This window comes from Hymenobacter jejuensis (assembly GCF_006337165.1).
GTDB lineage: Bacteria > Bacteroidota > Bacteroidia > Cytophagales > Hymenobacteraceae > Hymenobacter > Hymenobacter jejuensis.
The window spans coordinates 4,821,463-4,837,359 of record NZ_CP040896.1 but is presented as its reverse complement, the minus strand read 5'-3'; the positions used below and the strand labels follow the sequence as shown (position 1 = coordinate 4,837,359).

The 15,897-nt window shown below is 55.7% G+C and carries 12 protein-coding genes; 10 read left to right on the top strand and 2 right to left on the bottom strand.

Translation table 11 applies throughout. From position 1 onward, the window contains the following. Window positions 1–33 precede the first annotated feature (33 nt). The 8 genes from FHG12_RS19920 to FHG12_RS19885 all read left to right on the top strand — a co-directional run bounded on the left by FHG12_RS19920 (window position 34) and on the right by FHG12_RS19885 (window position 11,091). Window positions 34–1,827 (top strand): DUF6044 family protein, encoded by a 1,794-nt coding sequence (locus tag FHG12_RS19920; protein ID WP_139517456.1) that lies wholly within the window; start codon window positions 34–36, stop codon window positions 1,825–1,827. Next, complete coding sequence (locus tag FHG12_RS19915; protein WP_139517455.1) at window positions 1,820–4,741, top strand: FtsK/SpoIIIE family DNA translocase; 2,922 nt, start codon at window positions 1,820–1,822, stop codon at window positions 4,739–4,741. Before FHG12_RS19920 ends, FHG12_RS19915 begins: the two co-directional genes overlap by 8 nt. A 119-nt stretch (window positions 4,742–4,860) precedes the next feature. Next, window positions 4,861–5,505, top strand: a complete 645-nt coding sequence (locus FHG12_RS19910) for a LolA family protein (RefSeq protein WP_139517454.1) — start codon at window positions 4,861–4,863, stop codon at window positions 5,503–5,505. Between the two features lie 184 nt (window positions 5,506–5,689). After that, a complete protein-coding gene (locus FHG12_RS19905; protein WP_139517453.1) occupies window positions 5,690–6,985 on the top strand; it encodes a DUF2851 family protein in 1,296 nt (431 codons plus the stop codon). Next, a complete protein-coding gene (locus tag FHG12_RS19900) occupies window positions 6,982–8,304 on the top strand; it encodes a hypothetical protein (protein WP_139517452.1) in 1,323 nt (440 codons plus the stop codon). Before FHG12_RS19905 ends, FHG12_RS19900 begins: the two co-directional genes overlap by 4 nt. Window positions 8,305–8,355: 51 nt before the next feature. After that, the gene (locus tag FHG12_RS19895; protein ID WP_139517451.1) at window positions 8,356–8,988 is read left to right on the top strand and encodes a NeuD/PglB/VioB family sugar acetyltransferase; all 633 of its coding nucleotides are present in this window, start codon (window positions 8,356–8,358) and stop codon (window positions 8,986–8,988) included. Window positions 8,989–9,098: 110 nt separating this feature from the next. Then, a complete protein-coding gene (gene trhO, locus FHG12_RS19890; protein ID WP_139517450.1) occupies window positions 9,099–10,055 on the top strand; it encodes an oxygen-dependent tRNA uridine(34) hydroxylase TrhO in 957 nt (318 codons plus the stop codon). 160 nt (window positions 10,056–10,215) lie between these two features. Further along, window positions 10,216–11,091, top strand: a complete 876-nt coding sequence (locus FHG12_RS19885) for a nucleoside phosphorylase (RefSeq protein ID WP_139517449.1) — start codon at window positions 10,216–10,218, stop codon at window positions 11,089–11,091. A gap of 96 nt (window positions 11,092–11,187) precedes the next feature. Here the strand turns inward: FHG12_RS19885 and FHG12_RS19880 are convergent, their stop codons facing one another. After that, on the bottom strand, window positions 11,188–11,487 hold the full coding sequence (locus tag FHG12_RS19880; protein WP_230471212.1) for a hypothetical protein: 300 nt from the start codon (window positions 11,485–11,487) through the stop codon (window positions 11,188–11,190). A gap of 100 nt (window positions 11,488–11,587) precedes the next feature. Next, window positions 11,588–12,601: an acyl-CoA reductase gene (locus FHG12_RS19875; RefSeq protein ID WP_139517448.1), complete on the bottom strand. Its 1,014-nt coding sequence runs from the start codon at window positions 12,599–12,601 to the stop codon at window positions 11,588–11,590. A gap of 144 nt (window positions 12,602–12,745) precedes the next feature. Between FHG12_RS19875 and FHG12_RS19870 the strand changes: the two genes are divergently transcribed. Both FHG12_RS19870 and FHG12_RS19865 read left to right on the top strand, forming a co-directional pair. Beyond that, window positions 12,746–13,099, top strand: a complete 354-nt coding sequence (locus tag FHG12_RS19870; RefSeq protein ID WP_139517447.1) for a 4Fe-4S dicluster domain-containing protein — start codon at window positions 12,746–12,748, stop codon at window positions 13,097–13,099. A gap of 155 nt (window positions 13,100–13,254) precedes the next feature. Next, window positions 13,255–15,885 (top strand): valine--tRNA ligase, encoded by a 2,631-nt coding sequence (locus FHG12_RS19865; RefSeq protein ID WP_139517934.1) that lies wholly within the window; start codon window positions 13,255–13,257, stop codon window positions 15,883–15,885. Window positions 15,886–15,897: the final 12 nt, after the last annotated feature.

Here is a 15,897-nt window from a genome sequence, read left to right as displayed (position 1 = left end):
GCAGGGCGTTACTTTTGCGCCAACTTCTGCCGTATGTCTCCTTTTTCTTTGCCTTCCAAACCGCTGCATCTGGCCTTGCTGGGGCTGCTGCTGTTTTTGCTGCCTTTCGCTATTCTGCGGGAGCGCAGCTACGTTACCATCGACGACAATCTCGATACCGAGATCAGCATTCCGTACCTGCTCACGCGCTACCACGTCGCCCTCGACTACCGCCCGACGGCTGTGGTGCCGCCCGTTATGAACGGCCTGCCGCGCAACGCCATGCGCTCGGGCCTGAGCGTGACGGTGGCAGTATTTGCGTTGCTGGAGCCGCTCCCGGCTTACTTAGTGCACCAGGCACTGGTGCGAGTGCTGGCGTTGCTGGGGATGTATGCGCTGCTGCGCGCTCACTTTCTTAAGCGGGACAATGATAAGGCGTTAGCGGCGGGTTTGGCGTTGGCGTGGGCTGTGCTGCCGGTGTACTCGATGTACGGCATGTCAGTGTTGGGGCAGCCTTGGTTGTTGCTGGCCTTTCTCAACCTGCGCCAAGGCCGCAGCCGCTGGACCGATTGGGCCTTGATCGCAGGGTTTCCGTTGTGGTCGTTTTTTGTGTTTGTGGGGCCGTTTGTGCTCGTAGCGCTGGCCGGGCTGCTGCTCTGGGATTGGCAGCAGGGGAGAGGCATCAGCAAGCGCGTGCTGCTGGGCATGGCCCTCCTGACCATCTTATACTTAGTAGTTGAATATCCGCTGCTGTATTCCTTGCTGATTGCCAAGCAGTTCGTGCCGCACCGCGTAGAATTTGATTTGGGTAAACTCGGTCCGCAAACGCTCGCGGCACAGCTCAAAAGTGCTTTTCTGTATTTCGTAACGGGTCATTATCACGCCAGCCGTTTTTTCCGCGGCGCGGCAGTACTTGCCGTAGGCGCCGCTTTCCTGCTGACGCCCGCTGCCAAGCGCCGGGCTGTGCTGCGCCAGGTGCTGCCGCTGCTGGTAGCGCTGGCTGTCGTGGCGCTGTTCTGCGGTTTTGCGCAGCAAATCACCGATTCTTTGCAACGGGTCATTCCGCCGTTGCGCACCTTCAACCTCAGCCGCTTCCACTTCCTGACGCCTTTGTTGTGGTTTGTGGTGTTGGTGCTCAGCCTGCGCTGGCTGACGAGCCGGAAGTTACAGGCAGCTTTTATCGCGCTGCAATTGCTGATCGGGCTGGGAATGAATGCCGAATGGCTGAACAACCTGCGCGAACTGGCCGGCCGGCCGCTGCCCGACGAGCCAAATTATCAGGCGTATGTTGCGCCTTCGTTATTTGCTGATATTCAACGCTATACAATGGAGAATGCTGGCCCGCCGGCGTTGTATCGGGTAGCGTGTTTAGGGTTTCCGCCCAGTGTGGCCCAGCTCAACAGTTTCTATACTCTCGACAGCTACCAAAATAACTACCCACTGGCCTACAAGCACGAATTTCGGCCCCTGATCGCGGGCGAATTGGCTAAAAATGCCGCGCTACGCACATACTTCGACGACTGGGGCAACCGTTGTTATCTTTTTTCAGCTGAATTGGGAAGAAATTTTCGGGTAAGCGCCCGCCAGCATCAGCAAGTGCAGGACTGGGCCTTCGACGCCGCAGCTTTTCAGCGCTTAGGCGGGCGGTATGTGCTGTCGGCGGTGCAGCTGCAAGCCCCGGCTCGCAGCGGATTGCAGCTGCGGGGCGTGTTTTCGGCTAGGACGGCGTACTGGCGCGTGTATCTTTACGAAGTAGTGCCTTCGTCGAGTCCCAAGCCGGGGGCTGCGGTAGGGCAGAAACTGCCAGAAATCTCTAAATTTGGCCTTTTGGTGTGCAAGAATGGCTAAGAATAATACCTACAAACAACCTGATTCTCCGATTCCGAGCCGCAACAACGAGCCGCGGCCGGTACGAAATCAGCCGAAGCCGGCTGCCGAAGCTCCCCGCGAGCCTCGCCGGACCGAACCCAAAACGACAAAGGCTCCGAAAGCTCCGCGCCGCCCTCTGAAACTGCCTTCCCTGCGCGGGGCGTTTTCTTTCTTGCGCGATCGGCGTTTTCAGCTTTTCCTCGGGTTCTTCTTCCTGCTGGCTTCTATTTACCTCACCATCGCGTTTGTGTCGTTCCTGTTCACCGGACACGCCGACCAAAGCGTGGTGGAAAGCGTAAGCAGCACGCCGGTGAAAGAAGCCGGCCAGGAATCGGGCAACTGGCTGGGGCTGATTGGCGCTATGCTCGCGCAAGCCCTGATTTACAAGGGTTTCGGAGTGGCTGCTTTCGCAGTCATTCCCGTGGTGTTCTTCCTGGGGTACAAGATTGTATTCCGCCGCGCCGACGTGTCCATTAGCTACGTGCTGGCGCTGTGCCTCTTTGTAATGGTGTGGTTGAGTGTGCTGATGGGCTATCTGGTGCTCACGTTGGAAGCGCCCGATGCTGACCCAATTCTGGCGCACAACCTCGACTTCCTCAGTGGGGGCGTGGGCTACGAAGCAGCGCTGTGGCTCGATAGCCTAATTGGCTGGGGTACAGTGCTTTTGCTTGCCTTTCTGTTGATTTCATTCGTTGTTTTCTTCTTCAACGTTACAACCCTAAACCTGCGCCGCAGCGCCGACGAGGACGACGATCTGGCTCCTGCGCCTACTTCAAACGAGAAAGATCTGTATGAACACGCTGGCTTGGGCGTAAACCACAATGCCAACCCCACCGCCTCACTCGATCAGGAAGAAGAGGATGACGCAATGGGCATGACCGTGCGCCGGGTAGGCCCAGTTGCCCAACCCTCTCGTTCTCAACCTGTTGTCAGCAAACCCAGCTTGAGCGAAGATGAGCCATCTGATCAGCTACCCATTACAAATAACGGCAGCGTTGCTAACAATCAGGTAGCCAATAACATAGCTGCATCGGCCAGCGTGCCGCTTACGGTCGCGTCGGCTGCGAGCGCACCTCTGAGCGCTGCTGCAACTATGGCAGCGACAGGAGCAGTGGCCAGCACTGGTCCGAGCTTTTCAATCGAAGCCCCCGCAGCTGAGCCTGAGCCTGTTGCACCGGTTGCTTCGCGGATCCCAACACCGCTTTCCTTGGCGGATCTAGCCGATTCCAATGCACCAGCGCCGGTTGCCTCCGTCCTGCGTGAAGTGCCTACGCCCGCCCTGGAAATCGAAACGACCACCGACGAACTCGACCCTTCGGCGGGCGCCGACATGGCTGCTATTGCCGAAGACGACGATAGCGAAGCGATGCCCACGGTCAACTACGACCCTACGCTGGATCTGCCTCGCTATCAGTATCCTACGTTGGAATTGCTTAATGACTACGGTGCCGCCAAGGCGCAAGTCAGCAAGGAAGAGCTGGAAGCAAACAAAGACCGCATCGTGGAAACGTTGGGCCACTACGGCATCAACATCGCCAGCATCAAGGCTACTATCGGCCCTACGGTTACGCTGTATGAGATTGTGCCGGATGCAGGCGTTCGCATTTCCAAAATCAAGAGCCTGGAAGACGATATAGCGCTGAGCTTGGCCGCGTTAGGTATTCGCATCATCGCGCCGATTCCGGGTAAGGGAACCATTGGCATTGAGGTACCGAACACTAAAAAAGAGATGGTGAGCATTCGTTCGGTGTTCAACACGGATAAGTTCGTGAACACCGAAATGGACCTGCCCATCGCGTTTGGGCGCACCATCACCAACGAGGTGTTCGTAGCCGACTTGGCTAAAATGCCGCACTTGCTGATGGCCGGGGCTACGGGCCAGGGTAAGTCGGTGGGCCTCAACGTGATCTTGGCCTCGTTGCTGTACAAGCGCCACCCTTCGCAGCTGAAGTTTGTGCTCGTTGACCCGAAGAAGGTGGAACTCAGCATCTTCAATAAGATTGAGCGCCATTTTCTGGCCAAACTGCCTGATACCGAAGAAGCTATCATCACCGATACCAAAAAGGTGGTAAATACGCTCAACTCGCTCTGCATGGAAATGGACCGGCGCTACGACCTGCTCAAGGATGCTGGCTGCCGCAACCTGAAAGAGTACAACCGCAAGTTTGTGGAGCGCCGCCTCAACCCAAAGAAAGGCCACCGCTTCATGCCGTTTATCGTGTTGGTAATCGACGAGTTAGCCGACTTGATGATGACTGCGGGCAAAGAAGTGGAAACGCCCATCGCACGATTGGCGCAGCTGGCTCGTGCCATCGGCATTCACTTGATTGTGGCTACGCAGCGGCCTTCGGTAAACGTAATTACGGGTATCATTAAGGCCAACTTCCCGTGTCGGATTTCCTTTAAAGTGACGTCGAAGATCGACTCGCGGACGATCCTGGACACCGGCGGTGCCGACCAACTGGTCGGACAGGGTGACATGCTGTTCTCAGCCGGTTCTGACCTGATTCGCGTACAATGTGCCTTCATCGACACGCCCGAAGTCGATCGCCTCTGCGATTTTGTGGGCGAGCAGCAAGGCTACCCCGAAGCCTACGCACTACCTGAAGTAGCCGGCGAAGACGGCGGCAACAGCAGCAGTGAAGACTTCGACGCCGCCGACCGCGACTCGATGTTTGAGGAAGCGGCCCGCGTGATCGTTACGCACCAGCAAGGCAGCACCTCGCTGTTGCAGCGCCGCCTGAAACTTGGCTACAACCGCGCTGGCCGCCTAATCGACCAGCTCGAACACGCCGGCATCGTAGGGCCATTTGAAGGCAGCAAGGCTCGCGAGGTTTTGATTCCGGACGAGTACAGTTTGGAGCAATTATTGAATAGCCTGCCCAAAAGTTAAGCTTGAGTACCAAAACATCGGAGAAAAGTCTAGTTTCCGACTGGAATGAAGCTCGTTGAAACCTTGTTACTCTTCTCACGTCTCAGTACTCTACGCTCCATTCCACCACCTTTTTCAAAATGAAAAAAATTCTCGCCCTGCTTGCGTTTTCGGTAACACTGGCGCACTCCGCTCCGGCGCAGCAGGACCCCAAAGCCGGTAAAATTCTCGACCAGATGAGCGCTAAGTATCAGGCACTCAAGGCTTTTAATGCATCTTTTACCCAGACTTTGGAAAACGACGCTGCGAAGGTGAAGGAGAACCTTACCGGCGACATCACCGTGAGCGGCCAGAAGTTTCGGCTGAAGATGAAAGGCCAGGAAATCATCAACAATGGCACGACGCTCTGGACGTATATGAAGGCTGAAAACGAGGTTAATATCTCGGATTATGAGCCTGACGAAGAGGAAGTTTCGCCCTCACAGATCTATACGCTTTACAAGAAGGGCTACAAGTACACGTATGTGCAGGAAGCCAAAGAAGGCGGCGAATTGTGCGATGTGATCGAACTGTCGCCGGAAGACCGCAACAATGCTGTGTTCAAAGTCCGTCTGTCGGTTAGCAAAGCTGACAAATCGGTGAAGAGCTGGAAAATGTTCAAAAAGAACGGCAACCGCTACACGTTCACCATCAAGAAATTCGTGCCGAACCCGCCCGTAACGGCGGCAACTTTTACTTTCGACAAGTCAAAGTATAAAGGCGTGAAAGTCATTGACTTACGTTAATAGGTAAGAAATATTTGCCTTTCTGACCGGCCCGCTTCCTCTGGAGGCGGGCCGGCTTGTTATTGAGGGTTGCTGAACTCGTCAAGGCGCTATTCGTGGGCGGTGCTATTGGGTTGCAAAAGCGATTCCCTAATTTTCGGACTAAAGCACGTCGAATAGGATATTTTTAAGTGTTTTATCCGTTATGAAAGAGGATTTTCTGCATTATATCTGGCAGCATCAATATTTTGATAAGCTTAATCTGAATACGGAGGAAGGAGAAGCCATCACGGTGCTGCGACCCGGCTACCGCAATTCCGACGCCGGACCTGACTTTTTGAATGCCCGGTTGCAGATTGGCGAAGTCGAGTGGAACGGGGCCGTCGAAATTCACTTGCGGGCTTCGGACTGGCAACGCCACCTGCATCAGCATGACCTCAAATACGACCAAGTGGTGCTGCACGTGGTGCATACCGCCGATCAACCCGTGCGGCGAACCAATGGCACTTTGGTGCCCACGCTAGCCGTTGGTGCGCGTATTGCCCCGCATATGTTGCAGACCTACAGCGAGTTGCTGGAAAGCGCTACTCCGTTGCCCTGTGCGCCTTTGCTGGAACAAGTGTCCACACTCACCCGCACCATGATGGCCGCCCGTACACTACTCGAGCGAGTGGAGGAGAAGGGAGAGGCCCTTAGCAGGATGCAGGAAAACCTGGACGGCGATTGGGAAGCAACGACTTATCATGCGTTAGCCGCGGCCTTTGGGTTTAAAAAGAATAGCGAGCCCTTGGCTAGATTAGCTAAAGCCTTGCCCATCAATATACTACGACGCCATCGGCACAGCTTGCCCCAATTGGAGGCATTACTCTTCGGGCAAGCCGGTTTTTTGATGGAAGTTCTTGATAATGAAGAAGATATATATTTAGCTGCATTGCGCAGCGAATACAGTTTCTTGAGTCATAAGTACAACCTGTCGGCTACGGCCCTCAAGCCCCACGACTGGAATTTCCTGAGGCTGCGGCCTGCTAATTTTCCGCCCGTCCGGCTTGCTCAATTGGCCGCCGTATTGCATGCGCGCCCAGCGCTTTTCGATGCCTTGCTGACCGCTACGGATACGCTGGCGTTAGAGCAGTTTTTTATGGCACCGGTTTCGGAGTATTGGCGCCATCACTACCGCCCTGGGAAAGCCGGCAAAGTACCGGCCCTTGGCCGTAGCAGCGCGCACTTGCTGATTACTAATGTAGTTGTGCCTCTGCGCGTTGCGTACGCCCGCTACACAGGACAAAGCGAGCTGGTCGAGCAGGCGTTGGCGTTGCTGGAACAATTGCCGGCCGAGCACAACCACCTAACTGACGTCTATGATGCATTGGGGTTCGAGCATCGTACCGCCGCCGACTCGCAGGGGTTGCTAGCTTTGCAACGAGGGTATTGCGCGCCCAGGCGTTGCTTGCAGTGCGCCATCGGGAGCCGAATCCTGCAACGTAACGTAGTAGTGCGGTGAACATACTTGTAGCCATTGCGCTGAACCTGAGTATTTTACTGGCGTTGAGCATTTGGCTCCGGCGCCAGATGCACATGGTTGGCCTTGGTAAGCTGGTTCTGCCGCTGTTGGCTCTCAAACTAGTGGCCTGTTGGTTGTCGGTGCGGTGGTTTTTGAGTGGGGATGCGCAATACTTTTTGGAGTGGGCTGGTTTGCTCACGCAACAGCTCAGGGCTGCACCGAAAGCTTGGCTGCACACGGCCGTGAGCGAAACATTCCGCTACCGCGGCTCTAGCTTATTGTTTCACGGCTTTTCCAATACGTTTTTCTTCATCAAAATCCTGTCGTTGCTGAATCTGGCCTCGTTGGGGAACGCCCTGCTCAATGGTGTGTACTTGTCGCTGTTCAGCTTTATAGGCTTTTGGAAATTGGTGCGGGTGCTGCAACAAGCATTTTCCAGCGTGGCGGCATTAGCGGGCGCGATCAGCTTTTTGGTCTGGCCGACTACGGTTTACTGGACTTCAGGAATCACCAAAGAAAGTTTGCTGGTGGGGAGTGGCGCGTGGCTCACCGCGATCGTGTTGGGGTGGCTGTACGCCGGCAAGCGGCCGCGGGTACTTACCGTTGTGGGCCTGCTGGTGCTGACCGCGCTGCATTTCAAGATGCGGTTTTTCTTCGCGGTGGTACTGCTCGGCGCTTTGGTAGGAGTGACGCTCAACCGAATAGTACAGCGCATGGGCCTCGGGCCGGCTCGCGGCTTGCAACTTGTGCTTTTTGCCGGGCTGATGTTGCTGGGCACCTGGACGGCCAGCGAAATCAGCCCCGTTTTCCGATTCAATAAGTTTACCAGCCAACTGATTCGTAATTACTCCGACCTGTTGGCCGTTTCGCACTATCGCCCGCACATCGAGTACGATGATCTGGCCCCGACCTGGCAGAGCATTGCCTGGAACGCGCCGAAAGCGGTTTTTAGCACCTTAGCGCGGCCGTTGCCCTGGGAAGAAATGCGGGGTGTATATGTATGGGCAGGACTGGAAAACCTGTTTTTGCTGGCCTTGGTAGCGATAGCTTTGGGAGCATTGCCGCGCCAACGAGCCGGCGTATTGCCATTTGCCCTGGTGCTGGCATTGGTCTTTTATAGCTTCGTGCTGGCAGTGTTGTTGGGCTTAAGCACGCCCAACCTGGGCACGCTCAACCGCTACCGGGTGGCGATGCTGCCGTACTTGGTGCTGTTATTACTGCAAAATGAGTACGTAGCCCGCTGGCTCCGCCGCTTGCTGCCAAGCACCTCACACGACATAAAGGAACCCTCGCTTGGCGCCCGTCGTCTGGGGGTGTAACTTTGTTGTTTCGATCCGCACGGCCACTTTCTGGCTGCTCTTTAGTTTTCTATGGAAAATCCCGTAATCATTCTGGGTGCCCAATCGCTGGGTATCACTGCTTTAGACGCGTTCACCAGCAACGATGTAGTCGTATACTGCCTGCTCGATGACGACGCCAAGCTCCAGAATACCGAACTCAACAACGTGCCCGTGATGGGCAATACCGAGGATAAACAGCTGCTGAAGCTGCTCGGCAAAAAATGCGAAGTATTCGTTGCGACCGAAGATTCGGCTAGCCGCCGCAGCCTCACCAACATGCTGCGCGAGGAATACCAAGTTGCCCCCGTCAATTCCATTCATGCTCGCGGCAGCGTGTCTGAGCACGCATGGCTGGGTCACGGCAACCTGATTAGTGCCGGAGCCATAGTCGCCAGCAATGCCAAACTCGGCGACGGCTGCCTGATCGGGCCCAATGCCGTAGTGGATGTAAAAGCAGAACTTTCTGATTATGTGCAAGTTGGCGCCGGCGCTATTATCAATGCCGACGTGCTGGTAGGCGAAGGCGCCTTCATCGGGCCGGGGGCTGTGGTGGTAGCCGGCGTCAAGATTGGAGCCAAAGCCCGTGTAGGTGCCGGTTCGGTTGTGGTAGCCGATGTGCCTGCCAACCAGACCGTTTTTGGTAATCCGGCCGCAAAAATTTAGACCTTGGTTTGGAGAGATATGGAGTGATTGCAGTTTATATCTATTTGATAACCAAGTAGATGTAGTGAAGCTAAATTACCTCGTGCCTCTCAACTCTTATTTCTATTAAAATGGACTACCTCGTTTTACTGTACTACTGCTATTCGCCCATCGATGATGTGGAGGCGTTTCGGGAAGAGCATCACCGCTTGTGTCTGGCCCTGAACCTGCGGGGGCGCATCATTGTGGCGCACGAAGGCCTGAACGGCACAGTGTCGGGCTTAGTGGCTGACTGCGAGGAATATATGCGCGTGGTGAAAGCCGACCCGCGGTTTGCAGCGTTGGAGTTTAAAGTCGATGAGGCCCCAGAGCACACGTTCCAGAAGCTGCACGTGCGCGTAAAGCCCGAGATCGTGCACAGCAGCCTGCACCACGTGAAGCCCCACGAAAAAACTGGGCAACATGTATCGCCGCAGGAGTTTAAAGAGCTCAAAGACCGCGACGATGTAGTACTCGTCGATGTGCGCTCGGACTACGAATACAACGTGGGCCGCTTCAAAAATGCCGTTACGCTCGACATTGAGAACTTCCGCGATTTCCCGGAGCGCGTCGAGCGCCTGCGTGAGTTCAAGGACAAGAAGATCGTGACGTACTGCACGGGCGGGGTGAAGTGCGAAAAAGCCAGCGCTTACCTGTTGGAGCAGGGTTTCGAGAACGTTTACCAACTGCACGGCGGCATCATCAAATACGGCCTCGAAACCGGTGGGGAAGATTTTGATGGCAAATGCTACGTGTTCGACAACCGCGTAACCGTGGACGTGAACCGTATCAATCCGACAGTGATTTCGCAGTGCTACCACTGCGGCACGCCTTCTGACCGCATGGTAAACTGTGCCAATCCGCATTGCAACGCGCACGTCGCGATGTGCGAAACGTGCGGACAGCAACTCGACGGCGCCTGCTCGGTTACGTGTCGGGAACACCCCGAAAAGCGACCTTACGACGGCACCGGCGCTTATCCTAAGTCCAGCAACAACTACAATCCCGTGCAGGGGCTGCTTTCGTATCGGCCGCCGGTAGCGGGCTAAGAATCAGGAAGTAACGCGGGCTTCGATTAGCCGTTTAGGGAGCAAAACCCGACGGCTTGATCGAAGCCCGCGTTTTTGTTTGCGTACAGAATTAGCACTGCCCTTGGGAAGCCCGGTCTAATTCCTGATTTTTACCCCTTCACCCTTACTTTTTACGCCCATGGCCGCCATCCCCGAATCGGAGCTGATACTCAACCGCGACGGCAGTATTTACCACCTCAACCTCCTGCCCGACCATATTTCCGATACCATCATCACGGTGGGCGACCCGGAGCGTGTGCCGCTCGTCAGCCAGCACTTCGACTCCATCGAAACGCAGATTCATAAGCGCGAATTTGTCACCCACGTCGGCTACTACAAAGGCAAGCGCCTCACAGTGATTTCGACCGGCATGGGCACCGATAACATTGATATTCTGCTCAATGAGCTGGATGCCCTAGTCAACATCGACTTCGTGACCCGCGAGGCCCGGCCGCTGGAAGAACGCATCACGCTGCGCATTATTCGGGTGGGTACTAGCGGCGCGTTGCAGGCTGATATTCCGTTGGGTTCGCACCTAGTGACCGAGCACGCCGTGGGCCTGGATTCGCTGATGCAGTTTTATCCGCTCGTGGAAACGGGGCTAGAAGTAGAAGTTGGGGCCGGCGTGCAGCAAGCCCTGAAGCTCGATTACCGGCCGTACTGCGTCCGCGGCTCCGATTTGCTGCGCGAGCAGTTGGGCGCCGGCATGCTGGTTGGCAACACACTTACTTGTCCCGGTTTTTACGGTCCGCAAGGCCGCGTGCTGCGCCTCGACCTGCGTCAGTCCGATCTGATCAGTCAGTTCCAGAATTTTCGCTACCAGAGCGCTGAAGGTGAGTTTCGGCTGACCAACTTCGAGATGGAAACTGCTGGTTATTATGCTCTTGGCCGCATGCTGGGGCACGATGTAGTGTCGCTCAATGCCATCGTAGCCAACCGCGCCACTGGGGAGTTCGCCACGAATGCCGAGGAAGCAGTCAATAGCTTAATCATGAAGGCTTTGGACAGAGCCTAATCACCGCTTTCAACCAAAAAGACTCGTTGGCCTTGCACATGCTGCAAGGCCAACGAGTCTTTTTGGTTGACAGTAATTGATTATTAAATGCTTAGCCTAGTAGAAGTCGAAGCGGGTTACGGCTCGTAGCGGGAGCGTAATGCCTGACTTGAGGGTAAGGTATTCTTCGTGCGCGGCCCATACGCTGGTGTACACGCGCTTGGTGGCGCCATCGGCAGTTTGGAAGTAGATATCCAGTTTGCCGTGGTAGGCATTGCCAAGCGTAGCAGCGCGCTCGGCGTCGTGGCGGCGCTGGATACGGGCTTCGGGTTTGGCTAAGACATCGTATGCGGGAAAGTGCAGATTCGGAATCGCTTCTTTCTCAATGGTTTCTACAGTTTGCAGATCAGGTTCCATGATAGAGATTGGCTGAAGTCGTTCAGCAGTACAACAATTATTTCTGGAAAATATCTTCGCCCCATGAAGAACGCGTGAGAAGCTGGGCTATCGGTCTGTTTTACGCCAATTCTGCCAGGAAGGCCATGGTGTCAATGCCATCGGCGTAATCGCTGACGGCCGGAGTTTGGGCCCGTCCAAACGGAAAACTGCCCGGATAGAGCCCGCCCGACGACACGATGCACTGCGTCTGTTCGGCAATGTCGGTGAGCTGATCGACCAAGTGGACTTCGTTTTTGTACGCGGCGTAATGCACCACCGAAATCGGAGAAACGAGCTGCGGGCTTTCGGTCAGCAACAGAAACCCAGAGTCGAAATGCGGCACCCGGTTAACCAACAGGATGCTTTTGTTGTAGTCGTAGTTGTTGTTGTATTTGTGATGGTCGAGCACCGAATGCCACGGCTCCAGAGAATCCAACAAGTCGGTAAACTGGTATCCGACAGGCACATACATTTTGGAAACGTTGCGGCAACCCAGCCCATAATACCGGAAGATATCGGCCCCCAACAGGCCCAGGTCGTGGGGCGTTTCGTGGCCCGTGAGCACGGCGATGCTGGTACGGTTGCGCCGGATGATATGGGGCTTTTTGGCGAAATAATACTCGAAGTAGCGAGCCGTATTGTCGGAGCCCGTGGCGATGTAGGCGTCGGCAGCGTTGAGGCGCTCCTCAAATTGCAGGCGCTCGGCAAAGCGCGGTTCTATTTTGATTAATTCGTCGGCCACCCAGCGCATGAGCAGGCGGTCGTCTTTGCTGGGCTTGGCCAGCAGCGTATGCCCGCTGATCAGCACGCAGAGCAGATCGTGGAAGCCTACCAGCGGAATGTTGCCGGCCATCACGACGCCCACTGTACGGGGCGTGGTGGGCTCGGTAGGGTAGCGCCCCGACCAATGGCGCAGGGGCTCCTCATCCAAAAGGTGAGCAATGCCGTTTAAAGCTGCAGTAACGTTTGGTTGGTCGAACCAAGCGTTGGCGTTGCGGGCTTGGGCGCTAAGCACGGCAATTTCGTCGCTGGAAAGCTGACGGAGGCGCTGGCCCAACGCCACAAAAGCGGCAACACGTTCGGAATATGTCATAAGGAAGTTGTCGTAGACAGCAAAAAACTCGCAAGAGTACAGGTTAGTTTCTACTTTTGCCTAGTGTTGCCGGTTGTCTTCGGGCGCAAGTGACCTAAAGTTCAGAGAAAAAGAAGTTTACAATACAAATAAGGAGGAACGGCAATGGCCATCATGATAACCGACGAGTGCATCAACTGTGGTGCCTGCGAACCGGAATGTCCTAACAACGCAATTTACGAGGGTGGCGCGCAGTGGCGCTGGGCCGATGGCACAGCGCTAAAGGAGGTGGAAGTCGATGGCGGTGAAGTGGTATCGGGCACTGCTCCCCAAACCCCGGTTTCGGACGAGTATTACTACATCGTATCCGACAAATGCACCGAATGCGTGGGTTTCCACGAAGAGCCCCAATGCGCCGCCGTCTGCCCCGTGGATTGCTGCGTCGATGACCCGGATTACCGTGAGTCGCAGGACGAGCTCATGAAGAAAAAAGAATGGCTCCATGCAGAAGCTGTATAACTATTTGATGATCAATTAGTTATGAAAACCCGCTTCTAGGAGCGGGTTTTTTTGTAGGCGGGCCTTGTCAGGTGCGCTTGCTGCCAGCCGGCATTTCGGGCTAACCGCCTGAAATGCCTACTTTTGTTCTTATTCCGAACCGATTTTCTCTGTCGATGTCCATCGCCAAAACCTACACTCCCGCCGACGTAGAGGCCAAATGGTACCAACGCTGGCAGGAGCAGGGCTTCTTCAAAGCCAAGCCCAACCCGCGCAAACCTGCTTATTCTGTGGTCATTCCGCCGCCCAACGTGACGGGCGTGCTGCACATGGGCCACATGCTCAACAATACCATCCAGGACGTACTGGTGCGCCGTGCCCGCATGCAGGGCAAAGAAGCCTGCTGGGTGCCCGGCACCGACCACGCCTCCATTGCCACCGAAGCCAAAGTAGTAGCCTTGCTGAAGGAAAAAGGCATCGAAAAGCGCGACCTCACCCGTGAGCAGTTCTTGGAACATGCCTGGGAATGGAAGGAAAAGTACGGCGGCATTATTCTGGAGCAACTCAAGAAGCTCGGTGCCTCCTGCGACTGGGACCGCACGCGCTTCACAATGGAGCCCGAAATGACCGAAGCGGTACTGCGCGTTTTCGTGGACCTGTACCGTAAAGGCCAGATCTACAGGGGCGTACGCATGGTGAACTGGGACCCGCAAGGGCGCACTGCTATTTCCGATGAAGAGGTAGTCGCCAAGGAAACCACGGCCAAGATGTATTACCTGCGCTACGAAGTAGTGGGGCAGGACGGGCAGTTTATTACGGTAGCTACTTCGCGCCCGGAAACGATTATGGCCGACGTGGCCGTAGCCGTAAACCCCAACGACGAGCGCTACAAGCACTTGCACGGCCAAAAAGTGCGCATCCCGCTGCTCGGTCGTGAGATCCCCGTGATCACCGACGAGTACGTGGCCATGGACTTTGGTACGGGCGGCCTGAAGGTAACACCTGCGCACGACCTGAACGACTACGAGCTGGGCGTGAAGCACAATCTGCCTGTAATCGACATTCTGAACGACGACGGTACGCTGAGCGAAAAGGCTGTACTCTACGTCGGGCAGGATCGCTTTGCCGCGCGCAAACAGATTGCGAAGGACTTGCAGCAAGCGGGCTTGCTCGACAAGATTGAGGACTACGCCAGCGTGCTGCAAACCTCCGAGCGCACCGGCGCCGTGATTGAGCCCCGCCTGTCGTTGCAGTGGTTCTGCAAGATGGACGAGATGGCCAAGAAGGCGCTGGAAGTCGTTGAAACAGATGAAATTAAGCTGCACCCGCCTAAGTTCAAGAACATGTACCGGGTGTGGATGGAAAACATCCGTGACTGGTGCATTTCGCGGCAGCTGTGGTGGGGCCAGCGCATTCCGGCGTGGTACCTGCCCGACGGCTCGTTTGTGGTGGCGCTAAATGAAGGCGAAGCGCTTAAGCTAGCCAAGGAAAAGGCTGGTAACGAGCAGCTTACCCGCGCCGATCTGCGCCAGGACGAGGACGTGCTGGATACGTGGTTTTCGTCGTGGCTGTGGCCGATTTCGGTGTTCGACGGCTTTAAAGACCCCGACAACCCCGATATCAATTATTTCTACCCGACCGATGACCTCGTAACAGCCCCCGAAATCTTGTTTTTCTGGGTGGCTCGCATGATCATGGCCGGCTTGGAATACCGGCGTGAGGTGCCGTTTCGTAATGTGTATCTGACTGGTATTGTGCGCGATACGCAAGGGCGAAAAATGAGCAAACAGCTCGGCAACTCTCCCGACCCGCTCGACCTCATTGCCGAGTACGGCGCCGACGGCGTACGCACGGGCATGCTGTTCTCCTCACCGGCCGGCAACGACTTGCTGTTCGATATCAAACTCGTGGAGCAGGGCCGCAACTTCAGCAACAAGCTCTGGAACGCCTTCCGCCTCACGCAAGGCTGGGAAGTGAACTCAGAACTGCCATTTGCGAGTGAAAAGGCCGTGGAATGGTTTGGTGCGAAGCTGCAAACGACACTCACGGAGCTCGACGAACACTTCGCGAAGTTCCGCATGTCGGATGCGCTCATGACGGTGTACAAGCTGGTGTGGGACGACTTTTGCTCGGTATACCTGGAAATGGTAAAACCGGCTTATCAGCAACCCATTGATGCCGAGACGCTTAAGTATACTACAGGTTACCTCGAAACGCTGTTGAAGCTGCTGCATCCCTTCATGCCTTTCATCACCGAAGAGATCTGGCATGAATTGGCGGAGCGTGGCCCCAAAGACTACGTGTGCGTAGCGCCGTGGCCAAAAGCGCAGCCGGTAGCCGGTGCCACCGACATTCTGGACCGCATGGGAAAAGTGCTGGACATTGTGGCCGGCGTGCGCAACGTGCGCAACCAGAAGAACATCGGCCCCAGCAAAGCCCTGACGTTAGCTGCCAAAACCGATGAGCCCGAATTATTGACTGCCTACGAGTCTGTGATTCGTAAGCTGGCGAACGTGAGCGAGCTAAGCTTTGTGGAAGCTGGCCCAGCGGCCGCGGTGAGCTTTGTGCAAGGGGGCAGTGAGTTCTTCATCCCACTGGAAGGCCACATTGACCTCGATGCCGAACGGGCACGCCTGCAAAAGGAAATCGAGTATGCGCAAGGATTCCGCGATTCGGTGCTGAAAAAGCTCAGCAATGAGAAGTTTGTGCAAAACGCCAAGCCCGACGTTATCGAGCGCGAGCGCCAAAAGCAAGCCGACGCCGAAGCTAAAATTGCTGCGTTAGAGCAAAGCTTAGCGGCGTTGTAAAAACAGCCGAGA